This is a genomic window from Streptomyces odontotermitis (assembly GCF_050510915.1).
Taxonomy (GTDB): Bacteria; Actinomycetota; Actinomycetes; order Streptomycetales; family Streptomycetaceae; genus Streptomyces.
In genome coordinates this window covers 271736-295458 of record NZ_JBNJLS010000002.1, presented here as the reverse complement: position 1 = coordinate 295458, position 23723 = coordinate 271736, and the positions used below count along the sequence as shown (strand labels likewise).

Here is a 23723-nt window from a genome sequence, read left to right as displayed (position 1 = left end):
AGCGGACGGCCTGATGCGCGGGTACGGCGCGGTCACAGGTCGCGCAACTCCTCGACGGCCGGTTGTTGCGCGCGACGGATCCCGTTGAGGGCGGCGGCCAGCACGGCGGCGACGGCGGCGCTCGCGGTGAGGGCCAGGTAGGCGGCCGGGACCGAGAGCGAGGCGGGCGGCGGGTCGAAGACACCGGTGAGGACCTTGACCAGCATCTGCGACAGGGCCCAGCCGATCAGCGCACCACCCGCGAGCCCACCGGTGATCAGCAGCAGCGCCTCGGTGAGGACCATGCCGCGCAGCTGGCCGCGGCGGGCGCCGAGCACGGTGGCGATGGCGAAGGTACGGCGGCGTTCGGCGAGCCCGAGGGCGAGCACGAGTCCGCCCGCTCCGGCGGCCAGCAGCACTGCGAAGGCGAGTTCGATCCGGGTCAGGCCGGCCAGGTCGACGGAGGTGAGGCTGGTGCCGACGGTCCCGCGGGTCTGGGTGAGGTCGGTGACGGTGGCGCGGGTGCCCAGTTGCCGGCGCAGGTGTGCGGCGACCTGCTTCTGGTGGGTGCCGCCGGTGTCGAGAAGGAACGCGCCGATGGCGTCGCTGCCGGTTGCCTGGGCGACGTAGGAGGCGTTGGCGACGAAGAAGCTGTCCTTGGGTGCGGTGGGGAACTCCTTGGCGATGCCCGCGTAGTGGAAGGGCACGGTGCGCAGGGACTTGGTACGGGCGTCCTGGATGCGCAGGTTGACGGTGTCACCGACCGACAGCTGGAAGTCGTGCACGGTCTCCACGCTGACCAGGAGGTTGTCCGGGCGCTGGGCGAGGCGCCGCATGAGCTGGTGGGCGGTGCCGCCGGAGAAGTAGGCGTCCTGGAGGGAGGTGGCGTGGGCGATGGTGGCGGGGCGGACGCCGTAGAGGTCCTGGAGGTCGGGGCCGACGTAGGCGAAGCGGTGCTGGAGCGGCTCGACGTGGCGTACGCCGGAGACCTTCAGGGCGTCGGCCGCGCCGGGCGGGACGCGGGCGGCGGGCGGCTCGGTGACCGTGACGTCGGCGCCGTTGGTCAGCCGGGCGTCGGCCTCGGCCTGCTGGTGGTAGGTGGCGTTGAAGACGGCCGTGGAGATCGCGAAGGACACCGCGAGGGCCAGCAGCACCACCGAGCGGGCCAGTGTGCGGCGGCGCCGGGCCAGGACGGCTGCCGTGGTGTCGGCGAGGGTGGCGGTCAGCGGGCGGGCCAGACGGGCGATCACCGGGCGGCCGTAGGTGAGGGCGAGCAGCGTCAGGCGCCAGACCAGCAGCGCGGCGCCGATCCACAGCAGCGCCGGGCCGAGGAAGGCCCAGTACGAGACGGACAGGGCGGGCACGCCTTCGGGGGCGAGAACGAGGGCGTACTGGTTGCCCGAGGAGGCGCGGAAGACCAGCCAGGAGCCGGCGAGCAGGAGGAAGTCCAGGCCGTAGCGCAGCCACCAGGGCGAGCGCGCAGGCCGCCCGCCGCTTTCCTTGCGGGTGTCGGCGACCGTGACCGAGCGCAGATCGCGTACGGCCGGAACGAGGACCGCGCCGGCGGCCACGACGATGCCGAGGACGAAGGCGAGCCCGAACCACAGCACCCAGCTGCCCGCGCCCGCACCGAAGGACGCGGCGCCGAAGGCGAGATGCCCGGTCAGCACCGCGACGCCCAGGCCGACGAGCCCGCCCGCGATACCCACCAGGGCGGCCTCCACAGAGGCGAGCACGGTGATCTGGCGGAGCCGCAGTCCGCGCAGCCGCAGCAGGCTCTGCTCCTGACGGCGCCTGGCGCCTCCGGCCGATGCCACCGCGACGGTCAGCGCGGCGGCCAGGACCACGCCGGGAACGCCGAGGAAGAGGAACAGGATCTGGGCGTAGAGGGCGTCCTGGCGTGCGGAGTCGAGGGCGGCACCGAGGTTGTCGCCGACCAGCGCCGTGCCCGCTGCCTGGGCCTCCAGGTGATGGGCGGCGCCGGTGACCGTGGTGAAGGCGGCGGCCGGGTCGGCGGGCAGACGGGAGTCGCGGGCGGCGTGGATCTGGGTGCTCAGGTCACGCGCGCCCCGGGTCAGGGAAGCGAACCGGTCGGCGGGCAGCAGGATGACGTTGTCGGGGGGCGCGGTCGGCTGGGACTGGGCGGGGGCGCCGACCTTTTGGAACAGCGAGTCGGCCTGCGGCAGGTCGACCACACCGTCCACCCGGACCTGCCGCGCTCCGATGCCAGCCAGCTGGATGCCGACCCTGTCGCCGGGGGCGGCGTGCAGGTTGGAGGCGGTCTGCTGGGCGAGCAGGACGCCGGTGGGCGAGCCGGACAGGAGGCGGATCGCGTCCGGGAACAGCCTCTGGTAACCGGGCGGGAGGCCGAGGGCCATGCCGGGTCCGGTGGTCTGGGTGCTGCCTTGGACCCGGGCGGTGAAGCCCATGGTGCGGGCGTAGCCGACCGGGAGGGCGGCGCGCGTGCCGGGCTCCGTGCGGACCTGATGGAGCACGGTGGCGGAGTGGGCACCGGGCTGCACCTCGACCTGCCAGTCCACGGCGACCGCGCGGACGGCACGCTGGGTCATGGTCGCCTTCGAGGCGGTCAGGAAGGAGCCGAGGGAGGCGATCAGAGCTACGGCCAGCGCGATGCCGGCGACGGCGGCCAGCAGGCGTCCGGGGCGGTGGCGGAGCAGGCTACCCACCCACGAGGTGATCATGAGCAGTCCTCCGTGTCCGCTGTGTCGGTCGGGTCCTGCGGGGCGAGCAGCCGACCGTCGCGCATCACGCGGCGCACGGGCAGCCGGGCGGCGACGGCCGGATCGTGGGTGGTGACGACGAGGGCCGCGCCGGTGTGGTCCGCGACCGTAAGGAGCGCGTCCAGGACGCGGGCGCCGGTGGCGTGGTCGAGGCGGCCGGTGGGCTCATCGGCGAGGATCAGGCTCGGCTGTTGGGCCAGGACGCGGGCCACGGCGACGCGTTGGGCCTGGCCGCCGGATATCTCCTCGGGCAGCCGGTCGGCCAGGTCGGCCGCGCCGACCAGGGCGAGGGCATCGGAGACCGTCCGTCGGGTCTGCGCCGGTGGGCGCCCGGCGAGGGCGAGGGGCAGCGCGGTGTTCTCCGTGACGTCGAGGGCGGGGATGAGGCTGTCGGCCTGGAACACCATGCCGATGTCGGCCCTCCCGGCGAGGCCGGGCCAGGTGACGGTGCCGCTGGTGGGGTGTTCGAGCCCGGCCAGCAGATGCAGCAGCGACGACTTTCCCGACCCCGAGGGGCCCACGACGGCCAGCTGGTCGCCGGGCATGATGCTCAGGTCGGCGCCGTGCACGGCCACCACGGCCGTGGGGCCGCGGCCGAAGGTCAGCGCCGTGTCCGAGCAGACGACGAGGGCGTCACGGGCGGACATCGTCAGCCTCCCGCGTCCCGCCCCGGGCGGACGCCTCGCCGACCCGGCCGTCGTCCAGGGCGATGACCCGGTCGGCGCCGCGGACCACCGCCGGGCTGTGCGTGACGATCAGTACGCCACAGCCGCTCGTAGCCCGCTCGCGGATCATCTGCAGCACCAATTGCTCGGCAGCTCCGTCGAGTTCACCGGTCGGCTCGTCGGCCAGGAGCACGGCGGGAGAGTTGGCGAGGGCGACGGCGAGCCCGGCCCGGGCCAGTTCACCGCCGGACAGGTGGCGCGGCAGGGCCCGGATCCGGTCGGCGAGACCCACCTGGTCGAGCAGCGCCTCCGCACTTGCTGTGGGGCGCCCGCGTACGGCCCGCTGGGCCAGGCGGATGTTGTCGCGCACGGTGAGGTGCGGCAGCAGGTTGCGGCCCTGCAGCAGGACGCCGATGTGAAGGGCGCGCAGCCGGTCCCGCTCGGGGCCCGACCGGTGACTGATGCGGAACCCGGCCACCTTGACCTCGCCGCCCGACGGCTCGTCGAGCCCGGCCAGGCACGCCAGCAGGGTGGACTTGCCCGCCCCCGACGGGCCGACGACGGCGACGGTCTCACCGCGCCGCACGCGCAGCGACACCCCTCGCAGCGCCAGGGTCTCCTCCTCGCCCGCCCGGTAGAAGCGGTACAGCTCGCGGGCGGACAGCGCGTCTTCGGCGGCCACCTCGTCTTGGTACGACTGTCGGGCGGGCATGGCACTCACCGCCAGGCGAAGGAGTCGCTGACGATCCGCCACGGATCGACGTTGTCGGCGTTGAGCGGACCGGACAGCGTCACATCGACCTCGTGCCCCTGCCGGAAGAAGGCGTACCGCTCGAACGCGTCCCGCACCACCTTGCCGGTGACCGGGTCCTTCGCGGAGTCACCCTGGTAGGTGAGCTGGACGACGCGACCGGCATGACGGCTCACCTCGGCCACCTTCGGGCTCGCGAACTTCGCCACCTGGCCCTGGAGTTGGGGCACGACCGTGTGCGTGACGGAGGCGACCGAGGGCAGGGCCTTGGCGGCGGCCGACGTGATCCGCACCGTGTTCAGCTTGTCCGTGAACACCGTCGTCGCGCCCTTCTCGGTACGCGCCCAGCCCTCGGGCACCTTGACCGAAAAGCCCGAGAAGCCGGTGAAGGCGCTGCCGGGCCGGTACGCCACGAACACCTGGTTGTCGGGTATGTCGCCCGGCGGATTCGACTCGGTGGGCGCCGGGTTGGCCTGCGAACTTACGCCTCCCGAGGGGGAGTTGACCGGAGAGGATGACGAGGGGCGGGCGGACGGGGACGAGCCCGAGTGCGTCCCGGACGACCCGGAACATCCGGCGGCCCCGGCGGCCACCGCCGCGACCAGCGCCAGACCGACGGCCGACGTGCGTGCGAGTGCCATGGTCACTGCCCTCCGGCGAGCGTGCGAGCGGATGTCGCTTCGGTCATGCCACCGACGCTAGAGAGCGACCGGTTAAGGCCCGGCACGCCGACGGTTAGCCGACGGCAAAAGCGCGTGGCGCACCGGCCCCGGAACCCCCGCACGGCCCGCAGGATGAGGGCATGAGACAGAGTGTGGTGCGTGTCGCCCTCACCGCCGCCCTGGTCGCCGTGGTCCTCCTCGCCGTCCCGCTGGCCTTGGTCATCCGGACCTCGCTCTACGCCGACCAGCGCGACGCCCTGGAGCGCGCCGCCCTGGCAGGTGCCGTGCGGGTCAACCCCGACTACCTGAGCGGAGACCCGGCCGAACTGCCCGCGCCGCCGGGCGGTGGACACCTCGGCCTGTACGACACCCACTTGCGGCTACGGGCGGGCGACGGTCCGGCGACCGGCGACGCCCCCGCGCGCCGCGCCCTCGGCGGGACGGTGGTGCGCGCCGACTCGGGCGGCGACCTGACGGTCACGGTGCCGGTCCCGCACGCTGAACAGGTCATCGGCGTCGTCCGCGCCTCCTCGCCCGCCGACGCCGTACGCGACCGGGTCCTGGCCGCATGGGCCGCGCTCGCGGGAGCCTGTGCCTTTGCCCTGGGCGCGGCCGTCCTGCTCGCCCGCCGCCTGGCGCGAGCCCTCGCCGCCCCGCTGGAGGGCCTCTCCCGCCACTGCCGGGCCGTCGCGGACGGCGACTTGAGCGCGCGGGCCGCCCCCAGCAGCATCGGCGAGATCGACCAAGTGGCCCGCACCCACAACGAGATGCTGCACAGCCTCGCCGAACTCCTGCGTCACGAACGGGACTTCACCGCCAACGCCTCCCACCAACTGCGCACCCCGCTGGCCGGTCTCCAGCTCACCCTGGAAGCGGGCCTCGCCAAGGACGAGGCTCGGCTGCGCCCTGTTGTCGAGGAGGCCCTGGGCACCACGCGCCGCCTGCACGGCACGGTGGAGGAGGTGCTGCGCCTGTCCCGCTCCCGCGGCCTCCCACATGCCGTCGCCCCGGACGTGGCGGTGCCCCGTCTCGTACGCGACATCGAAAGGCGCTGGCACGGCCTGCTCGCTCGCGACGGCAGACGACTTGAGTGCGTGACCGAGGGCGTCGACGACGACGTCCGGGTCCCGGGCGCTCCTCTCGCCGAGATCCTCGGCGTCCTGCTGGACAACGCAGGCGTGCACGGCCGGGGCACCGTGCGCCTGACGGTGCGCGACCTTGAGGACGCGCTCGCCTTCGACGTGACGGACGAAGGCGGGATCGAGGGAGACCCGTCATACCTCTTCGACCGAGGGCACAGCGACGGCGGCCAGGGAGCGGGCATCGGCCTGGCCCTCGCCCGCGACTTGGCCGTCTCCCTCGACGGCAGGCTCATCCTCTCCGGCCGCCGTCCGACCACGTTCACCTTGCTGGTGCCCGTGCGCGGCGGCGAACCGCAGGACGGCGGCTGACGACCCAGCGACGGACACCTGCGTGCGCTACGGCGAGCAGGCCCGTGCGGCGCCAGTGCCTTTCACGACCGTCAGGTGGCTGATCAGGGCAGATGGAGAACTGCGACGGGAGTATCTAGGGTCAGCACGTGGCCTTCATCATGGTGTGCGAAGACGATGCGGCGGTCCGGGGCGTCCTCAAGCGCGCCCTGGAGTACGACGGCCACACCGTCTCGGTCGCCGCCACGGCCGACAGCCTGCTGCGGCAGCTCGCACCGGCACCCCAGCTGGTCGTCCTGGATCTCGGTCTCCCGGACGCCGACGGCCGCGACGTCTGCCTGGCCCTTCGGGCTCGCGGTGTCGACGTGCCGGTGCTGATGCTCACCGCGTTGGACGGCCTGCATCACAAGGTGGGCGGCTTCGAGGCCGGCACCGACGACTACATGACCAAACCCTTCGACGTCCCGGAACTGCTGGTTCGGGTCCGGGCCCTGCTGCGCCGGGCCACCGTGGCGCCCGCAACGCGCGAGGTCGTCCTCGATCCGGCGAAGCACGTGGTGACCTACGGCTCGGTGAGCGAGAGCCTGACCCCGACCGAGTTCCGGCTGCTGGGCCGCCTGATCGCCTCGCAGGGCGACGCGATCAGGCGCCACGCCCTCATCGCCGCCGGCTGGCCGCACGGAGCGCGTGTCAGCGAGAACACCCTCGACTCCTTCGTGCGCCGACTGCGGAGCAAGCTGGGTCCGCTGGGCGTGGCCGAGCGTCTGGTGACCGTCCGCGGCGTGGGCTACCGATGGCAGTGACGGGATTCCGCAGCAGGGTCGTCGCGCTCACCGTACTGATCGCCACCGCCGTGGTCTCTGTCCTGGTCGTGGTCTCGCACGTGCTGTTGAGCCGGGTGACGGACGCGGACGCGCACGATCTGGCCCGGACCCGTGCCGAGGCGGTCGCGGCGAACGTCACCGCCAAGGGCGGCCGTGTCGTACTGACGGAGAACGGCAGCGAGGCGCTGGACGACGTCGCCTGGGTATATGCCGACGGCCGCCTGATCGACGGGAACGTACCGGCAAGCGTGGTCGGTCGCGTCGAGGAGCTGGCGGACTCGGGGCGATCGCAGACCGTGACGGTGGGCGACTACCTCCTGTACGCGCGGCTGGTGCCGATCGAGGGCCACCACGTCATGGTGGTTGTCCGGGTGGACCTCGCGCCCTACGAGACATCCGAGCAGCGCAGTCTGACCTTGTCGTTGATCCTGGGCGGCCTCACGATCGTCCTCGCCGGTGGTGTCGCGCACCTCGTGGTGCACCGCGCGCTGCGGGTCGTGCACGAGATGGCCGCCCTCGCCGACGACTGGGGCCATCACGAACCCGGACGCCGTTTCGACCTCGGAGTCCCACACGACGAGTTCGGGGAACTGGGACAGACCCTGGACCGCCTCTTGGAGCGCGTCGACAACGCGCTGGCGGACGAGCGCCGGCTCACCGACGAGATCGCCCACGAACTGCGGACCCCGCTCACGGTCCTGCGGGGCGAGGCGCAGTTGGCGCAGCTGTCCGGCGATCCGGTGCCGCCGGAGGCGGTGTTGAGCGAGGTCGACCGCCTCGATACGGCGATCACGACGATTCTGCGCGCCGCGCGCGCACGGGCCGATGACGCGGCCCGGTGCGATCTGCGCTCCGCCGCGCGACAGGCGATCGGCTCCCGCGCGGTCGAGGTCGCTTTCCCGGCGAAGGTCGAGGTGGCCGTGGCGCCCGACGTGGCCGTGTCACTGCTGTCACCCCTGCTGGAGAACGGCCTGCGGCACGCGCGGTCACGGGTGTGGATCACCGCGCGCAACCAGGGCGAGGCCGTCGTGGTCGATGTCCTGGACGACGGTCCCGGATTCGATCCCGCGGACGTCGAGCGGGTCTTCGAAGCGGGTGTGACCGGCGGCGACGGGTACGGTCTTGGGCTGCCGGTGGTCCGGCGCATCGCCGCCTCGGCCCGTGTGGAGGTCCGCGCGATCGCGGACGGCCGCGGTCACGTCGAGGTGACCCTTCCGGCCGCGCGTGCGGCCACGTAGTCAGGTTGCTTGCAGGTTTACCCCCGTAGAACTTCCCGCATGACATCGACAACGGAAGTACGCACGCGCAGCGGGCGCCTCATGCTCAACAAGGTCCCCGAAGTCACCATCTGGTTCTGGGTGATCAAGATCCTGTGCACCACCGTGGGTGAGAGCTTCGCCGACTGGATCAACATGAAGCTGGGCGTCGGCCTGGTGAACACGGCCTGGATCTTCACCGCGGTGTTCGTGGTGGTCCTGGCCGTCCAGTTGCGGCTGAAGCGGTACGTCCCGTTCCCCTACTGGCTGACCGTGGTCGTTGTCAGTGTCACGGGCACGCTGTACACCGACATCCTCACCGACCAGCTCAACGTGCCGCTGTGGATCAGCTCCGCCGTGTTCTCGGTCCTGCTCGCCGTGGTCTTCGGCGTGTGGTGGCTGCGCGAGCGCACTCTCTCGATCCACTCGGTCACGACGCTGCCACGTGAGTCGTTCTACTGGCTCGCCGTTCTCGTCACCTTCGCACTCGGCACCGCGACCGGCGACTGGACCCTCGAGCTCACGGGCTGGAGCCCGGGCGCCTCGGTACTGCTGCCGCTCGGTCTCATCGCGGCGATCACGCTGTTGTGGAAGTTCGGCGCGAACCCGGTGCTGTCCTTCTGGCTCGCCTACATCCTGACCCGCCCGCTGGGCGCCAACATCGGCGACTGGCTCGCGTCCCCGAAGGTCGCTCAGCCGGGCGAGCCGACCGGTCTCGCCCTGGGCACGTTCACCACCAGCCTGATCTTCCTCGGCCTCATCCTGGCGACGGTGATCTACCTGACGGTGACACGCTCGGACGTGACCGAGACCTACGAGGCGGCCCACGCCGAACACGCCACCGGCGACCCGCGCAAGGAGCGCGTCGCGCTGGCTGGCTTCGGACTGCTCGCCGTCGCGGCCACGGGCCTACTGGTCTGGGCCCACGGCCAGCCGCACACCGGCCCGGCGCCGGAGGAGGACAACACCTCCGTCGTCCAGATGGCTCCCGGCGAGGCGGTGAAGAAGTTCCCGCCCACCAAGGTCTCCAAGCTGCGGACCCTCGCCTCGACCTCGCTCAAGGACGCCCGCTTGGGGAACGCGAAGGGAGCACACGCGGCCGCCCAGTCGCTGCGTGACCTGTGGGACGCCGACCAGGCGTCGTTGCAGCCGCTGGACAACACCGGCTGGACCTCCATCGACGCTCAGATGGACAAGGTGCTCAAGACCTTCGGCATCGATCACTCGAACCCGCCGATGTCGCCTTCGCAGCAGGAGACGGAACTGAACGCCCTCCTGACGGACATGGGTTGACAGACCGTACAAACCTCTATGAGGCATCGCGTGTGAAGCGCCAGGCCCCGCAGGCAAGGGCGAGTGCGAGGTAGAGGGCGAGGCGGGCAAGGGCGAAGGAGAGGGAGAGGACGCGTTCCGGGTGAAGGGGGTGCGGGTGGAGCTGGCCGAGGGCGTCCGCCGCGTTGCTCAGCATGAGCTTGCTGGGCAGGTAGGACCAGCCCTCGACGGCCTTGGCCGCGCCGTAACCGAGGTAGACCAGGGCGAAGAGCGCGGCGATGGCTCCGGCGGTGTGCCGGATGACGGCCCCGAGGCCCTAGCCCCCGACGGCGACGACGAACAGGTAGAGCCCGGCGCAGGACACGGCGCGCAGCACACCGGGAGTGCCAGGACCGACGTCGAGATGCTGCCTGGCCAGGACGGCTGGCCGATGAAGTAGCTGGTGAACGCGGCCAGTTCACCCAGGATCAGGGCGGATCCGCCGATGAGGAGGGTCTTGGCGGTGTAGGCGAGCAGGCGCCGGGGTGTCGCGGTCAGCGTCGAGCGGATCAGCCCCGTGGTGTACTCACTGCTGGTGCCCAGTAGGCCGAAGACACCGAAGGCGAGGACGGCGAAGGAGAAACCGGAGAGCGAGTAGCCCGCCGGGTCGAACTGGGCCCGCTCGGCCGTCGTCATCCGGGTCAGGCGTCGGCGATGTGCGCGACGTCCATGACGCTCAGCGTCAGGCCGAATGCCACGGCGACGAGGGCGGTGACCCAGGTGGGGCGGAGGGAACGCAGCTTGATGACCTCGCCGGTCGTGGCATCTCTCAGCGTGGTCGGCATCATCGGCCCCCGTCCCTTCGGTCCGGTATTCCACGGCAGAAGCGGCGAGGGCGAGGTAGGCGTCTTCCAGTGAGGCGCCGGCGGGAACGAAGTCGGTGATCGGGATATCGGCGAGCAGACGTCCTCGTCCGATGACGAGAAGGTGGTCGACGGTGAGGGCCATTTCGCTCATCAGGTGGGTGGAGGCCAGGACGGTGCGGCCTTCGGTGGCCAGCGACCGCATCAGGTCACGAATCCATCTGATGCCCTCTGGGTCCAAGCCGTTGGCGGGTTCGTCGAAGATGAGCACAGGCGGGTCGCCGAGCAGGGCGGCGGCGATGCCCAGGCGCCGCTTCATGCCGAGCAAAAATCTGCGTTGGACCGGTGGCGGCCGTCGGTGATCAGGGCAGCCTGGAGGCTTGAGTGATGTGCTGCACCCGGTAGTAGTCGGCGATGCAGGAGGCGGGCCACTTCGCGTGCCCGCCGTGGCGGAACGGCTCGGTCATCTTGCTGAGGGGCAGCCGCTTGTACGGCAGGACGTGGACGCCGGCCGCGGCCTGACTCTGCATCCAGCGATCCTGACGATCCCATCGGTGGGCGTGAGCGACCATGTCGGATTCGAGGTCCGCGAGCGAGGCGGTGAGGGCCGTGCAGACGGCAGCGCAGACCATGACCCCGGCGGCCAGGGCCGGCCCGGTGCGGCGGACTTGGCTTCGCAGGGCGCGGCCGGTGAGGGCGCCGACGTACACGAGGAGCAGGACGTAGAGCAGCAGGTAGTCGTTCCACAGCCGTGTCGATGTGACCACCGCTTCCTTGAAGACGGGGTAGGTGATCACGGTGCAGATGTAGCCGGAGACGAGTAGGGCGCAGACGCCGGCCCCGACCACCAGCGCGTCCGTCCGTCCGGGGGTGAGACGTCCCTGCGGGGCGCGGCTCAGCAGGCCGAGGACCACTCCGACCGTGATGGCGCCCAAGTACGGCCAGGTCGACAGAAGTTGGGAGGCGATCTCGCCGAAACCGTGCAAGGAGGCGAGGAGCGAGTCGGGGGTGAACATCGTCGAGGCGTGCTTGCGCTCGCGCCGGTGCTGGGCGCCCGGCGACGTGTAGAGGATCAGACTGCCGATGACGATGCCCGTGATCCCGGCGGCGCAGCACACCCTGAGGAAGCGGCGGCGGGCTTTCGGGAAGGCGTGGCCGCTGATCAGCAGCGCGCACGCCAGGGTGACCGAGACGACGACGCTGGTCTCCTCCGAGAGCAGTCCCACAAAGACTCCCGTGCCGGCGACGGCGAGCAGGGCCAGGATCTTCGCCCGCCGGGATGCCGCGCGCAGGACGGGGACGGCCGCCGCGCAGGCGAACACCGGGGGCAGGGTGTGTGAGACGGAGGCGGCGGGCCAGTAGAACGTCTTGTAGGTGTTGGGCGAGCCGAACAGGAACAGGGCCGTCACCATGGATGCCACCAGGAGCGGCACTGCCCGCGGGGTCGTGATGCGTGTCGCGCGCAGCACCGTGGTGACCAGGGCCCACAGGAGCGCGAGCACGACTACGCCGCTGACCGGTGCGAACCATTGCTGCCCGGCATCGCCGAACCGCGCATAGGCCCACACCAGCACGGCGTTGACGAGGCGTCCGTTGTCGTGGAGGTAGAACTTCCCCACCATCGCGGAGAGTCCGCCGTCGCGCGCCACCGGCAGGAAGCACCAGTCGTCTCCGCCGGGACGCACCCACCGGGCGTTCCACACCGCGAAGGCGAACACGGCGAGCGGCAGGAGTGAGAGAAGCCCCAGCCAGGCGGGGGCCCGCCGCCACATCGCACGGGTATCCGGAACGCCTCCGGTGCGCTGGCCCTGGACAGCCGTTTCTGGCGCGTGCACCACAGGCTGCTCCTCCTCCATCGGTCGATGAAATCCAATGAAGGAATAGCTTCCCCCGTCCCGTCCTCGCACATACAGGTCTGACGTCGACGCACAACATCTTCTTACCGTCTCCTTGAAGTGCTCTTAAGGGAACGTGGAATCGTGGTGGCCGCGGTTGACAAGGCCGCACTCACAGCTGCTGGGGGGCGAATGGAAGAGTGTCAGATTTCGGTCGTCGTGCCGTGTTTCAACGAGGAAGACGTGATCAACACCTTCCACTCCGTGCTGATGTCGGTTCTTGCTGAGACGCGGAGATCTTTCGAGATCTGCTACGTCGACGACGGAAGCCACGACACGACCCGAGCCCAACTGCGCACCCTCGCCGTTGCGGACCCGCGGGTGCGTTACCTGTCCTTCAGCCGGAATTTCGGCAAGGAAGCGGCCATGCTCGCGGGGCTGCGCATGTCGCGCGGCGCCGCCGTGGCCCTCATGGACGCCGATCTGCAGCACCCGCCCGGACTTCTGCACCGCATGCTGGAACTGCGGCAACACGGATACGATCAAGTCGTCGCCCGCCGTGACCGCTCCGGCGAGGGAGTGCTGCGCAGGACCGTCAGCTCGGCGTACTACCGCGCCATGGGCCGGTGCATGGACGTCGATGTCGTCGACGGGGAAGGGGACTTCAGGCTCCTGTCACGCCGGGCCGTCGACGCGGTGCTCGCTCTCCCTGAAGCCAACCGGTTCTCCAAGGGGATCTTCTCCTGGATCGGCTTCGATACCGTCAGCTTCACCTATCACAACGTCAGCCGCGTCGCCGGGCGCTCGAAGTGGGGCGGCCGACGCCTCCTCAACTACGGTATCGACGGCCTCATTTCCTTCAACAGCCGCCCGCTGCGCCTGGTCATCTACGCCGGACTCGCCCTCGCGTTCACGGCGTTCGCGTACGCGTTGTGGATCGCCGCAGAAGTGGTCGCGCACGGGGTGGAAGTCCCGGGATTCGCCACCCTGTTGATCGCCATCGTGGCCCTGGGCGGAATCCAGCTTGCGACGCTCGGCGTCATCGGTGAATACGTCGGACGTATCTACGGGGAGACGAAACGCCGCCCGCTCTATGTGGTGCGCGAGACCGACGAGGACGCACACCGGGTGCACCCTCTCCCCGCCGCCGAAAGCAGCCCACCTCCCACCGCAGGGTCGGCGGAGCGGACAAAGGTCCCGGTTCCCGAACCCGCCGTCGGACTGCGCACGCTGCGGCAGTTCCTCGCCTTCGCGTCGATCGGAATCGTCAACACCGCGGTGTATATGGGAGTGTACGTCTCGCTCAACCGTCGGGCCCCGTACCTGGTCGCTCATGTCATCGGCTTCGCGGTCAGTGTCGTCGGCTCGTTCCTGCTCAATACCTATCTCACCTGCCATACGAGGCCGACCTGGCGGGCCTTCTTCCGTTTCCCGCTGTCGAGCCTCGTCAATATGGTGTCCAGTGGTGCACTGCTCTTCCTCGGCGTGCATTACTTGGAAATGGGGAAGAACATCACGGCGCTGCTCACGGGTGTACTCGTCACACCTTTCTCGTTCCTGATCGCCCGTTGGGCCATCAATTCTGGGACTGTGCACACCCGTCGACAGGGTGCCGTATTGATCCCTGCGCCCGGCAGGCCCGAAGAGCTCTTGAGAAAAGGGTAAGTTCGCCGTTCCTGCATTCACTCGTCCTGCATTCATGACCGATGACATCCGTTTGCGCTGTAGAATTACTTCGGGGGCCGTGGTGGATGACGGAGTGGGGCCGGGCATGCCGTATGCGGCGACTCGGCGACAGATACTCGCAGGCGGCCTCGGTACACTCGCCAGTGCCACGGTTGCCGGGTGCAGTCCCGGCGGCCATTCCCGTGCCCCGGTGGCTCCGGTCCATGCCGTCGACCCGAACGCGACCGGGCCCTTCGCCGAGGCCGGGAAGGGGCTGCTGCTTCAAGTCATCGCCCACCCGGACGACGACCTGTTCTTCATGAACCCGCAGTGCCACCAACTGCTGTCCGCGGGAGTGCCGGTGGTCACCGTCGTGGTCACAGCCGGGGAATCCTCGGGTCGCAACCGCCTGCCCCATCGGCTCGCCCCGGTGGTCACCGACAAGCCGGACTACTCCGGCGCCCGACAACAAGGCATGCGGCAGGCGTACGCCGAGATGCTCGGCCTGGACCGCTTCACCCCCTGGCAGCGCACGGTCCTGGCCCTGCCGCACGGAGCGAGAGCGGAGACGGATGGACTTGCGGTGGGCGATCGCCAGGCGCGGCTGATCTTCCTCAACATCGCCATGCGCGGTGACGGAGGCGTGCGCATGCCAGTCCTGTGGGACACCCCAGGCACCGTCATACGCACCGTGGAGGCGACCGACTCCACGGTCTCCCAGACGTACGCCTACGACCACCAGACCCTGGTCGACGTGCTGGCCTGGCTCATGGCCCGCTTCCGGCCCACGGTCGTCCACACCATGGATCCCGACCCCGACTACCAAGTGCACGATGCCCGCCAGCCGAAGGGCAGCGATCAGCCGCACTTCTCCGACCATCGGGACCACACCCCGACGGCCCTGTTCACCTGGAAGGCGCTGTCCCAGTGGGTGGCCGACGCCGAGCGGCGCGACGGGCACACCCCACGCTTCACCACCATGGCCTTCCGCGGCTACTACAACCAGCGGTGGCCGCGCAACCTTCCGCCCGCCGTCCTCACGCAGAAGGTCCGCTACATCGCGGCGTACGGCGGCGACCCGGGTTGGCAGTGCAACGACCCCGCCGGCTGCGGCGACTACAGCCAGGGCGGCACCCACGCCCTGACCAGCCGCAAGGGCTGGGCACGCAGCACTCATCCGCGCTACCCGGGCCCACTGCCCGCGCCCGTCACCGACAGGGACGGCCGGATCGTCGCCTACGGAGTGCTCGGCACCCAGGCCGTGCGCTGGCACGAGACCGCCCCCGGCAGCGAACGCTTCGGCGCCCCGCAGAACCTCGGGGGCGGACCGCTGGCACCGGCTCTGTCCGCGGTGACCGACGCGTCCGCGCGCCACCTGCTCTTCGCGCTCCGGTTCTCCGCGTTGGACGGCCAGGGCCGCGCCGACACACGGGAGATCGTCGTGCTGGAGCAGCGCAGGGCCGGCGGGCTCTTCGGGCCCTGGCGACGACTTGGCACTCCCGACGCCGGTGCCGAGCGGGGGCGACGGGTCGGCTGCCCGGTAGCCGTGGCCACCCCGGATCACCGCGTCCACCTCTTCGCCCGCACGGCCGCCCAGGACCTGGCCGCACGCGTACGGGAAGCCTCCGGCCGGTGGGGGCCTTGGCGCCATCTGGGCGGAGGACAGGTCCAGGACGGACTGTCCGTGATCCTCGATGCGGCAGGACGGATCCATGTCTACGCCGCAGGCCATGACGGTGTGCATCACTGGGCCCAGGACCGGCCGGGCGGACCGGTCACCGCCCGTCCGCCGGCCAGCTCGCAGGTCCCAGCCGACGCGACGGCCGCGGTGCTCGAACCGGACGGACACGTCGCGCTGATCTACCGCGCCCCGGCCGCGACTGCGCCATACGCATATGGCACCTCAGCTGATGCGGCCCGCACTGCCCTACCGCACTTCACCGGCTACGGTCTCGTCACCGCCCGCTTGGCCGCAGGCACCGACGGCGGGAAGGGCACACTCGTGCTGCTCGCTGTGAACGACGGCGGCCAGGCTCAGATCCAGTACGGAACTACCGCCGACGCCCGCCCGCTGACCGCCCCAGGCCGCCCGGCCATCGTGGGCACACCCTCACTCCTGGCCCCGCGCGGACACGACGTGTCGGTGGTGGGAATGTCACTCGACACCAGGCCGTGGATCTGGCGGCCACAGACCACTCCGCAGGCGTGAGGACCGCGCCGGTGGAGACGGACGGCCGGACTGAGCCGGCGGTCTTACGTCTTACGCCCCGGCGCAGGGCCGGGACGGAACTCGCAGGCGTACGACCCAGTTCGCGGCGGTCTTTTGCAGCAGCCCGTATGCGAGGACCGGCAGCAGCAGATGCGGCTTGTCGGGCAGTGCGGTGGTCAGCAGGACGGCGCTCGCGCTGCTGTTGTTCATCCCGCAGGCGAGCGTGAACGAGGACGCCACGGGTGCCTTCAATCGACAGGGGTGGAGACGCCGCCGCAGGCGCGGCACAGGATCTGCGAGGGCAGCCAGCCGTCCGTGACCGGGGCGACGACCGCGCCGGTCAGTGCCTCGCCGTCGGTGCGCTGCCACTGCCCGGCCGCTTCGTGCCACACCCAGCCGCGGCGACGGCACCACGGGCAGCCGAGGACCAGAGGAGTGCCGCTGAACCAGATGGAGGGTACGGAACTCGGCTCGGGCATAGGCGGGTTGTCGGCGGCCGACCCGGCGGGGTCAGTGACGATGAGTGGCTCCGGGCAGTGGGAGGGAGGAGGCGGACCTGCGCGTGATCAGTCGAGTGCCGGCAGAGGTTGGTGACGGCCCGGGCACCGTTTCTCACCGAGGTCGCGGAAATTGTCACCGCGCTCTTACCTGGGCTTTCGCCGCCCGCCACTGGTGCCGGACGGCGCCGGATCGTTGCCAGTCGCCTCGCCGTCCTGTGTCGCTGCGGTGAGGTCGAACCCGATGGCCGCGCCTCCGCCCGGCCGGGGCTCGGCGAACACGGTGCCGCCGTGGGCGGTGGCTACCTCCCGCACGATGGACAGCCCCAGGCCCGAGCCGGGCAGGCTGCGCGCGTCCGGGGCGCGGTAGAAGCGGTCGAAGACGCGGCTGCGGTCGGCCTCACCCAGGCCCGGTCCGCGGTCCAGGACGGTGATGCGGGCGCCGGTGACTTCCAGCTCGATCGGGGCGCCGGAGCCGTCGAACTTGGCGGCGTTCTCCAGGAGGTTGGCCACGGCCCGGTGCAAGGCTGCCGTCTGGCCCTCGATCGTCGCCGGGTCCCGGGGGCGCACGACGACAGTGCGTCCGGTGCGGCGCCGGGTGCGGGCGGCGGTGTCCTCGGCCAGGTCTGCCAGGCCGATCTCGGTGAGCGGCTCGTCGTCCGCCTGTCCGGCGGCCAGCTCCACCAACTCGTTGACCAGGTCGCTCAGTTCCTTGGATTCCTCGGCCATGTCGGCGATGAGTTCCTCGCGGGCGGCAGGGGGCAGTTCGCTGATCCGGCGCAGGAGCGCGATGTTCGTACGCAGGGAGGTCAGCGGGGTGCGCAGTTCGTGCCCGGCGTCCTGGACGAGGCGCTGTTGGTCCTCCTGGGACCGGGTCAGGCGGGCCAGCATCCGATCGAAGGCGCGGCCTAGGCGGCCCACTTCGTCGTGCCCGCAGACCGGCACCAACGGGCCCAGCCTGCCGGTTCGCGCGATCTGTTCGGCGACCGTGGTGAGCCGGATCAGGCGGCCGGTGATCCGCCGCGCCAGCCACCAGCCGGCCAGCCCAGAGCTGACGATCACCCCGGCGACCAACAGCACGGTGCGCTGCTGGAGTTCTTTCAGCAGGTCCTCGGTGTCACTGAACTGCTGGGCGACCTGCACCGCGCCGCGTCGGCCGCCCAGGGACACGGTCGCAAGGCGGTAGTCCTGCCCGCCCTGACCGACCTTACGCCGGATGACCCGCCCGGCGTCCTCGGCGTCGGCCCGGGCCCGGTCCTCGGCAGTCACCGGCATGGGCGGGCTGCCGTGGTCGGCGATGCGGCCGCCGGGCCCGAGTACCTGGACCACGGTGTGGGTGGGGCGGATCAGATCGTCACGCGGCCCGTCGTGGTCGGGATCGGCGGAGGAATAGTCCCCGGGGTCCAGGACCTGGCCGCGCACCTGGCGCTGCAGGTCGTGCACGACCTCGTTGAACACCGACTTCTGCTCGACGCGCACCAGACGGGCGGCCGCGTCGTAGCTGAGGAACCCCACCAGGAGCGTCACCGCGGCCGCGATCATCGCGAACGCCAGGGTGAACGTGGTGCGCAGGCTCACCGGGACCACCCGCATGCTCACGGCTCCCGCAGCACATACCCCACACCCCGCACGGTGTGGATCAGCGGCGGACCGTCCGGCCCGTCGATCTTGCGGCGCAGGTACCCCACGTACACGGCGAGGTTCTTCGAGCGGGGGCCGAAGTCGTAGCCCCAGATCCGGTCGTAGATCGTGGCGTGCTCCATCACGATGCCCGCGTTGCGGGCCAGCAGCTCAATAAGGTCGAACTCCGTGCGGGTCAGCTCCAGTTCCCGCTCACCGCGCCACGCTCGGCGCGCCCCTGGGTCGATGTGCAGCCCCGCCACCGCCAGCGGGCCACTGTCGGCCTGCTCCGGTGCCCGGGCCGACTCCGTGTCGATGCGGCGCAGCAGGGCACGCAGCCGCGCGAAGACCTCTTCGACGTCGAACGGCTTGGCCACGTAGTCGTCCGCACCCGCGTCCAGACCGGCGATCCGCTCGGCGGTCTCCACCAGCGCGGTCAGCATCAGGATGGGCACCCGGTCGCCCTGCGCGCGCAGCACCTGGCAGACCTGCAGCCCGTTGATTCCCGGCATCATCACGTCCAGAACCAGCACATCCGGCTTGTGCTCCTGGGCGTGGGTCAGGGCCGCGATGCCGTCGGACACCGCCGTCACCTCGTAGCCCTCCAGCGTAAAGGCACGCTGCAGGGCATGCCGGATGGCGCGGTCGTCCTCGGCAAGCAGCACGGTGTGGGGCACGTGCCGCAGTCTGCCAACAACTGCCTCCGCGCGGCCTGCCCGGGGCCCGGGCGAACGGGATTTCTTACCTGCCTCTCACCCCTCGGCTTTCGCGGGTTTCGTGGGGTTATCCGGCCCTGTTGATGCTGGCTGTGGCCCAGGCGTCGGCGCCCTGCACCAGTCGATGGCGGAGAACCATCTGCTGCGCCAACAACTGGCCGAACGCGGCGGCGTGGTACGGCTGCTGCCCAGTCAGCCACAGGCAGCAGCCACCACGGGGGACTCGCCGCGCTCCGGCCACGACAGGCTCCCGGGCTAGAGCGCGTTCTCCTCGAAGGAGATCTGCGGAACGAAGCCCGACTCACCGTCGACGTAATAGCTCACGGTCTTGACGCGATTGTCGGGGAGTAGGACGTAGTAGGAGCCTTCCACGCGCCCGGATTCGTTGCCCGCCTCCTCCCGGCCGTGGTGAAGCTCGGTCCTGGCATCGTTCACGTCGTACTTGTAGTTGTACGGCGCCGGGGCGGTACCCGGGCTGCTCCGCTGAGGCTGGGGTTTGGCTGTGTCAGTGAGTTGGGACTCCGGCCCATTCGTGGGTAGGTGCGTCGGTGATGAGGTGCTCCGGGACAGGGATGCGGCGTGGTGGCCGCGTGCGGGGTCAGCGGCGCACGCCGAGGGCCGCCGACTAGGCGCCGCTATCGAGTCCGGAACAGGGCGGCCCCCGTACTACGCCGGACCGTCGGGCAGATCCTCGATGTGTTCCTCGACAACACCCGCGAGCACGGTCGGGGCAGGACCGAGGTGACGGCTCGGTCTCTCGGCGACGCCACTGCACTCGACGTGAGAGACGAGGGCAGCATCCGCGGTGACCTCGCAGGCGTCTTCGACCGCGGCCACACCACCGGAGCGGGCTCCGGTATCGGATGGGCACTGGCCAAGGACCTGGCCGAGGCCGCGGGCGGCGGGCTGGTCCTGGCGGATGTCGCCCCGACGATCTTCACGCTGCTGGTTCAGGCCGAGCGGTCGGATGCGGTCAACTGACGAGCAGGTTCGGGGGTTTGCCGGTTCGCTGTCACGTGGCGCACAAGCTGAAGTGTGAGCTGACGGCGCTCGGCCAGGAGCCGGTGGCTCTCCTCGATCAGTTGGCGGCTCGTCCGTGCCAACTCGCGGGCCAAGGCACGATTGTTCCTCGTCCGCTCGACCAGAGAGCGCCACCGCACATCCTGCTCCACGCAGAGCGGCTTCCTATCGGGACCGCTGTCATGTGGGTGTCAGGGGATGGGAAACTCAGGTGTTCCTGAATCCCGGTGCCCGATGGGGCGCGAGGCTTCTGGGGCCGGGCGGCCGACCGGCCTCCGGCGGATTCGTGAGCGTGAGCGTGACGGCCGTCGCGTCGGTGCCGGGCTCGACGGAGCAGTGCGGGCCGATGGCCCGCACTGCCCGGTCCACGGCCGCGCCGGGAGATGCCTGCACCCACAGCATCCGGCAGCCGGACTCCCTGGCCTCATCGACCAGGGCGGCCAGCAGGACGGTGAGCACGCCACGGTCCTGCCACGCCTCGGCGGCCAGCAGCAAGACGTCGGCACCCAGTCCGTCCCAGGCCAGCGAGGCCCAGCCGACCGGTCGCCGGCCCGGCGCTTCGGCGAGCAGGCTGCGCCCCACCCGGGGGTGCAGCAGATGGGGCAGCTCCGCGCGACAGGGAATCCTGTATGGCTCTGGCTGCGACAGCGGCGCGCACAAGGCGTGCAGGGCTGCGACCTTGGGCAGGTCCCGCGGCGTGGCCAGGCGCAGGGCGAGGGGTGTGCCGTCCGCGAGCCGGACCCGACGGCGGTGGGTGCGCGGCAGGGTTGGGCGGCGGGAGAGGAGGGCCAGCAGGTGCGCGGCGAAGCGTTGCGTCGTGGTGATGCGGTCCGCCCATCGGTGTGCGGTCAGGAACCCGCCCGCCGGGTCGCGCAGGCGGAGCCCTTGCGGACCGCTGCCGACTGGGGTGTGTGCGGGGGTTGCGGGTCGGGGTGGGTGCCAGCTGACGTCGGCGTTGCCGAGCATCGCCCGTAGTTGCTGGGGCAGTTGATCGGGGTGGCACAGGGTTCGCCATGCTGCGGCGGAGACGAGTCCGCGCTCACGTTCCGGCATGTGACGAAGCGTACGCGAAACACTACATGCTGTAGTGTGTGTTCAGTGATCCACGAGTCACCCGCTTCACCTGCCGTGCCGTCCGCTCCCTCTCCCGGCAAGCGCTGGCTGTGGGCGTCGTGGACGGCCGTGGTTCTGGCCGCGTACGCGGCCGGGGAGGTCGCCGAACCCGTCCTGCCTGCCCCGCACTTGCTGGTCCCCCTGCTCGCCGGACTCGCCGTGGCGGCCGCTGGATTCAGCGCCGGAAAGCTACCCGTACGAGTGAACCGCTCCACCCAGGCCCTGCTGGGCGTCCTCATGGGCAGCTACCTCACCCCGCACACCCTGCACCAGGCGTCGGGGCGCGTCATCGCCCTGACCTCGGTCACCGCCGCGACCCTGGCGCTGAGCCTGGCCGGCGCCGCGGCCCTCACTCGGATCGGCCGGGTGGACCGTGCGAGCGCCACGCTCGGCATGATCGCGGGAGGTTCGGCGGCCGTCGTCTCCTGCGCCGAGGACCTGGGGGCCGACACGCGCCTGGTCGCCTTCCTGCAGTACCTGCGCGTGGTGCTCGTCGCCGCCACCGCTCCCATGCTGGTGCACTGGCTGTTCACCGCCGAGTCCGGCGGGGGCCGGTCCGAGGGAGGGCCGGGCGTGTGGCACCTGGTCTCCGGGGCCGATCAGCGCCTCGGCCTGCTCTCCCTGGCGGTCGTCGCCGCCTTCGGCGCGTGGCTCGGTGCTCGCGCACACCTGCCCAGTCACGCACTCCTCGGGCCCATGCTCCTGACGGCCGCCCTCACGGCGACCGGCGCGGCGAGCGGGTTCGCGCCGGACGGGCCGCTGCGGGCGGCGCTGTTCACCGCCGTCGGCCTGGACATCGGCCTGCGCTTCACCCGCCCCGCCGTCACACGTGCGCGCCGCCTGCTGCCGCTCGCGCTGGCACTGACGCTCGCGGTCAGCGCCGCCTGCGCGGGCCTGGCCTGGCTGCTCGCGACTGCCGCCCATATCCCTCTGTCCGACGCCTACTTGGCGACCACGCCCGGCGGTATCAACGCCGTCCTGGCCACCGCCGTGGCCACGCACGGCGACGTGTCGCTGATCTCCAGCGTGCAGAGCCTGCGCCTGTTCACCATGGTGCTCATCGCTCCCCTGCTCATCCGTCTCGCCGGGCGCGGTGGCGCCCGCTGACGTCAGCCGGGGCGCCGGACGAGGGAGGCGCGCAGGCTCTCCGAGCCCCGCGGGCCGTCCAGGCGGTACGGATGCCGGCTGCGGGCGTAGCGCGGCCGGTGGCTCTCGCCCTCGCTCAGGGCGGGGACGGGGATGCGCCGCGTGGTGGCGGCTAGTCGGGAGGGGGTGATGTTGGCGTTGTGGCCATGGACGCGCGCCGAGGCGCAGCCCGCGTAGAAGGCGACCGGTATGGCCTCTTCACCGGTGATCAGGCACGGTGGTCACACCCCGAGGCGCCGCAGCTCGGCGGCGGCGCGGGCGTACGAGCGGCTCCCGGCGGCGTCGTGGCGCACAGCCCGGTCCAGGACCCCTGCACGGCCGCGTGGTGCGGTGACCAGGTGGGTCAGTGTGGTGGCCGCCGGTACCGAGAGCAGCGCGTACGCGGGCAGCAGGAAGCGCGGGGCCGCGTAGTCGATCAGGAACAGGTAGGGCACCGTCGCCGCGCACGCCACTGGCACCAGAACGGTCGCCGTGCGCCGGGCCCGCACCGTGAGGGCCAGTCCGGTGAGCGCGACCGGTGGCAGGGCGAACCACCAGATGACTATGTGCGCGTCCGGCGCGGCCGCCGTGCATGGACGGCACAGCAAGCGGCCGCCCAGGCTGCGCAGTTGGTCATCGACGGCGAGGTGCGGGCCCATGCCGCCCTCGACGCGGGACGCCGCGTCGAGGCGTGCACCGAGGCCGCCATAGCGGAGGTATGCCTCGATGCCCCACTCGGCGGCCCCGGATGCGAGCCCCGCGCCGAGCACGAGGAAGAGCCGTGGCCGTTGCCGCCCGCGTACGCCGACCAGCGCGGCCCACAGCGGCAGCGTCACCCACACCGCGTCGGCGGGCCGCATCACGGCCATCAGCGCGGCGCTCGCCGCAAGCCTCCACGGCGCACGCCGGTCCGCCCGATCGCCGACCGCCCGCAGGAAGCAGCCGACCGCCGCCAACGCCCCCAGCGCCACCCAGAGTTGAGCATGGCCTGTGGCCCGTAGAGCACCGTGCCCCACAGGGATGCGAAGAGGGCTCCGGCGAGTACCACGACGCGGGCCGGGAGCACGCCGCGCCATGCTCGAAGAGCCAGGTAGAGCCCGAGCCCGGAAAGGAGTGCCAGGTATCCGCGCAGCAAGGCCGTGGACGTCGACCATGTGGTGGCCGGCGCCACCAGGAAGGAGATGCCCCGGGCGCGCGGGGCGCTGAAGTAGGCCGCAGGAGCGTGGGCGCTGAGCTGGCTGACGTACACCGTCTCGTCCCGGCCAAGACCCAGGCCCGTTCCCACCAGGGCGAGTTGAGCCAAGACGAACGTCGACGCCACCGCAGTCAGCCACGGCCTTCCGGCCTCGCGTCGCGGCGGGCTGGCGACAAGGGCTTCCGCCCTCCGCTCCCTTGCCCGGGAGAGCACTTCGTCCGTGATCACCACTCTCAAGCCCTACATCTTGTAGGGTATTTGCAACCCTACAGAGCGTAGGGTTGAGCGGGGAAGGGCGAGAACAGC

The 23723-nt window shown here is 71.1% G+C and carries 19 protein-coding genes and 3 pseudogenes; 8 read left to right on the top strand and 14 right to left on the bottom strand.

Annotation, left to right across the window (positions count from 1 at the left end; all coding sequences use genetic code 11):
• Nucleotides 1-32: 32 nt before the first annotated feature.
• From ACQB60_RS07535 to ACQB60_RS07520, 4 genes are read right to left on the bottom strand one after another with little or no spacing between them, the layout of a single operon-like run.
• Nucleotides 33-2681, bottom strand: a complete 2649-nt coding sequence (locus ACQB60_RS07535; RefSeq protein ID WP_496925035.1) for an FtsX-like permease family protein — start codon at nucleotides 2679-2681, stop codon at nucleotides 33-35.
• The gene (locus ACQB60_RS07530) at nucleotides 2678-3367 is read right to left on the bottom strand and encodes an ABC transporter ATP-binding protein (RefSeq protein ID WP_496925034.1); all 690 of its coding nucleotides are present in this window, start codon (nucleotides 3365-3367) and stop codon (nucleotides 2678-2680) included. The genes ACQB60_RS07535 and ACQB60_RS07530 overlap by 4 nt, the downstream gene beginning before the upstream one ends.
• Complete coding sequence (locus ACQB60_RS07525) at nucleotides 3354-4097, bottom strand: ABC transporter ATP-binding protein (protein WP_496925033.1); 744 nt, start codon at nucleotides 4095-4097, stop codon at nucleotides 3354-3356. The genes ACQB60_RS07530 and ACQB60_RS07525 overlap by 14 nt, the downstream gene beginning before the upstream one ends.
• A 5-nt stretch (nucleotides 4098-4102) precedes the next feature.
• Nucleotides 4103-4777 carry a hypothetical protein gene (locus ACQB60_RS07520; protein WP_496925032.1) on the bottom strand — a complete coding sequence of 225 codons (675 nt, stop codon included), beginning with the start codon at nucleotides 4775-4777 and terminating at the stop codon, nucleotides 4103-4105.
• A 161-nt stretch (nucleotides 4778-4938) separates the two neighbouring features.
• Here ACQB60_RS07520 and ACQB60_RS07515 point away from each other — a divergent pair, with 161 nt between their 5' ends.
• The 4 genes from ACQB60_RS07515 (at nucleotide 4939) to ACQB60_RS07500 (ending at nucleotide 9601) form a co-directional block, all read left to right on the top strand.
• A complete protein-coding gene (locus tag ACQB60_RS07515) occupies nucleotides 4939-6249 on the top strand; it encodes a HAMP domain-containing sensor histidine kinase (protein WP_496925031.1) in 1311 nt (436 codons plus the stop codon).
• Nucleotides 6250-6377: 128 nt separating this feature from the next.
• On the top strand, nucleotides 6378-7031 hold the full coding sequence (locus ACQB60_RS07510; RefSeq protein ID WP_496925030.1) for a response regulator transcription factor: 654 nt from the start codon (nucleotides 6378-6380) through the stop codon (nucleotides 7029-7031).
• Nucleotides 7022-8290 carry a sensor histidine kinase gene (locus tag ACQB60_RS07505; protein WP_496925029.1) on the top strand — a complete coding sequence of 423 codons (1269 nt, stop codon included), beginning with the start codon at nucleotides 7022-7024 and terminating at the stop codon, nucleotides 8288-8290. Before ACQB60_RS07510 ends, ACQB60_RS07505 begins: the two co-directional genes overlap by 10 nt.
• Nucleotides 8291-8329: 39 nt before the next feature.
• A complete protein-coding gene (locus tag ACQB60_RS07500) occupies nucleotides 8330-9601 on the top strand; it encodes a COG4705 family protein (RefSeq protein WP_496925028.1) in 1272 nt (423 codons plus the stop codon).
• Nucleotides 9602-9617: 16 nt separating this feature from the next.
• Here ACQB60_RS07500 and ACQB60_RS07495 read toward each other — a convergent pair whose 3' ends face one another.
• The 3 genes and pseudogenes from ACQB60_RS07495 to ACQB60_RS07485 all read right to left on the bottom strand — a co-directional run bounded on the left by ACQB60_RS07495 (nucleotide 9618) and on the right by ACQB60_RS07485 (nucleotide 12257).
• Nucleotides 9618-9776 (bottom strand): hypothetical protein, encoded by a 159-nt coding sequence (locus ACQB60_RS07495; protein ID WP_496925027.1) that lies wholly within the window; start codon nucleotides 9774-9776, stop codon nucleotides 9618-9620.
• Nucleotides 9777-10411: 635 nt separating this feature from the next.
• A pseudogene (locus ACQB60_RS07490) lies at nucleotides 10412-10753 on the bottom strand (AAA family ATPase); the annotation flags it as partial.
• Between the two features lie 31 nt (nucleotides 10754-10784).
• Nucleotides 10785-12257: a DUF6056 family protein gene (locus tag ACQB60_RS07485; RefSeq protein WP_496925026.1), complete on the bottom strand. Its 1473-nt coding sequence runs from the start codon at nucleotides 12255-12257 to the stop codon at nucleotides 10785-10787.
• Between the two features lie 192 nt (nucleotides 12258-12449).
• Between ACQB60_RS07485 and ACQB60_RS07480 the strand changes: the two genes are divergently transcribed.
• Both ACQB60_RS07480 and ACQB60_RS07475 read left to right on the top strand, forming a co-directional pair.
• Nucleotides 12450-13922, top strand: coding sequence for a glycosyltransferase (locus ACQB60_RS07480; RefSeq protein ID WP_496925634.1), 1473 nt, complete (start codon nucleotides 12450-12452; stop codon nucleotides 13920-13922).
• Nucleotides 13923-14133: 211 nt separating this feature from the next.
• Nucleotides 14134-16131 (top strand): PIG-L family deacetylase, encoded by a 1998-nt coding sequence (locus ACQB60_RS07475; protein ID WP_496925025.1) that lies wholly within the window; start codon nucleotides 14134-14136, stop codon nucleotides 16129-16131.
• Between the two features lie 51 nt (nucleotides 16132-16182).
• Here the strand turns inward: ACQB60_RS07475 and ACQB60_RS07470 are convergent.
• The 5 genes and pseudogenes from ACQB60_RS07470 to ACQB60_RS07450 form a co-directional block, all read right to left on the bottom strand.
• Nucleotides 16183-16386: pseudogene (locus ACQB60_RS07470) on the bottom strand (bile acid:sodium symporter family protein); the annotation flags it as partial.
• Complete coding sequence (locus ACQB60_RS07465; RefSeq protein ID WP_496925024.1) at nucleotides 16380-16610, bottom strand: hypothetical protein; 231 nt, start codon at nucleotides 16608-16610, stop codon at nucleotides 16380-16382. The gene ACQB60_RS07465 and the pseudogene ACQB60_RS07470, both read right to left, overlap by 7 nt.
• 165 nt (nucleotides 16611-16775) lie before the next feature.
• On the bottom strand, nucleotides 16776-18221 hold the full coding sequence (locus ACQB60_RS07460; protein WP_496925633.1) for a sensor histidine kinase: 1446 nt from the start codon (nucleotides 18219-18221) through the stop codon (nucleotides 16776-16778).
• Nucleotides 18222-18223: 2 nt separating this feature from the next.
• Nucleotides 18224-18925, bottom strand: a complete 702-nt coding sequence (locus ACQB60_RS07455) for a response regulator transcription factor (protein WP_496925023.1) — start codon at nucleotides 18923-18925, stop codon at nucleotides 18224-18226.
• 294 nt (nucleotides 18926-19219) lie between these two features.
• Complete coding sequence (locus ACQB60_RS07450) at nucleotides 19220-19534, bottom strand: chitin-binding domain-containing protein (RefSeq protein WP_496925632.1); 315 nt, start codon at nucleotides 19532-19534, stop codon at nucleotides 19220-19222.
• Between the two features lie 9 nt (nucleotides 19535-19543).
• Between ACQB60_RS07450 and ACQB60_RS07445 the strand changes: the two genes are divergently transcribed.
• On the top strand, nucleotides 19544-19945 hold the full coding sequence (locus ACQB60_RS07445) for an ATP-binding protein (protein WP_496925022.1): 402 nt from the start codon (nucleotides 19544-19546) through the stop codon (nucleotides 19943-19945).
• A gap of 246 nt (nucleotides 19946-20191) precedes the next feature.
• On the opposite strand, the gene ACQB60_RS07440 is transcribed toward ACQB60_RS07445, so the two are convergent.
• The gene (locus tag ACQB60_RS07440) at nucleotides 20192-21037 is read right to left on the bottom strand and encodes a GNAT family N-acetyltransferase (RefSeq protein WP_496925021.1); all 846 of its coding nucleotides are present in this window, start codon (nucleotides 21035-21037) and stop codon (nucleotides 20192-20194) included.
• Between the two features lie 45 nt (nucleotides 21038-21082).
• On the opposite strand from ACQB60_RS07440, the gene ACQB60_RS07435 reads away from it, so the two are divergent.
• The gene (locus ACQB60_RS07435; RefSeq protein WP_496925020.1) at nucleotides 21083-22204 is read left to right on the top strand and encodes an AbrB family transcriptional regulator; all 1122 of its coding nucleotides are present in this window, start codon (nucleotides 21083-21085) and stop codon (nucleotides 22202-22204) included.
• 2 nt (nucleotides 22205-22206) lie between these two features.
• On the opposite strand, the pseudogene ACQB60_RS07430 reads toward ACQB60_RS07435, so the two are convergent.
• Nucleotides 22207-23630, bottom strand: a pseudogene (locus ACQB60_RS07430) (hypothetical protein).
• Between the last annotated feature and the right edge of the window lie 93 nt (nucleotides 23631-23723).

What these genes read in the sequence shown, in the direction of transcription:
- ACQB60_RS07440 (WP_496925021.1), bottom strand. Translation starts at nt 21,037, where the DNA reads ATGCCGGAACGTGAGCGCGGACTCGTCTCCGCCGCAGCATGGCGAACC.
- ACQB60_RS07525 (WP_496925033.1), bottom strand. Translation starts at nt 4,097, where the DNA reads ATGCCCGCCCGACAGTCGTACCAAGACGAGGTGGCCGCCGAAGACGCG.
- ACQB60_RS07520 (WP_496925032.1), bottom strand. Translation starts at nt 4,777, where the DNA reads ATGGCACTCGCACGCACGTCGGCCGTCGGTCTGGCGCTGGTCGCGGCG.
- ACQB60_RS07515 (WP_496925031.1), top strand. Translation starts at nt 4,939, where the DNA reads ATGAGACAGAGTGTGGTGCGTGTCGCCCTCACCGCCGCCCTGGTCGCC.
- ACQB60_RS07530 (WP_496925034.1), bottom strand. Translation starts at nt 3,367, where the DNA reads ATGTCCGCCCGTGACGCCCTCGTCGTCTGCTCGGACACGGCGCTGACC.
- ACQB60_RS07535 (WP_496925035.1), bottom strand. Translation starts at nt 2,681, where the DNA reads ATGATCACCTCGTGGGTGGGTAGCCTGCTCCGCCACCGCCCCGGACGC.
- ACQB60_RS07465 (WP_496925024.1), bottom strand. Translation starts at nt 16,610, where the DNA reads ATGCCCGAGCCGAGTTCCGTACCCTCCATCTGGTTCAGCGGCACTCCT.
- ACQB60_RS07500 (WP_496925028.1), top strand. Translation starts at nt 8,330, where the DNA reads ATGACATCGACAACGGAAGTACGCACGCGCAGCGGGCGCCTCATGCTC.
- ACQB60_RS07505 (WP_496925029.1), top strand. Translation starts at nt 7,022, where the DNA reads ATGGCAGTGACGGGATTCCGCAGCAGGGTCGTCGCGCTCACCGTACTG.
- ACQB60_RS07460 (WP_496925633.1), bottom strand. Translation starts at nt 18,221, where the DNA reads ATGCGGGTGGTCCCGGTGAGCCTGCGCACCACGTTCACCCTGGCGTTC.
- ACQB60_RS07480 (WP_496925634.1), top strand. Translation starts at nt 12,450, where the DNA reads ATGGAAGAGTGTCAGATTTCGGTCGTCGTGCCGTGTTTCAACGAGGAA.
- ACQB60_RS07495 (WP_496925027.1), bottom strand. Translation starts at nt 9,776, where the DNA reads ATGCTGAGCAACGCGGCGGACGCCCTCGGCCAGCTCCACCCGCACCCC.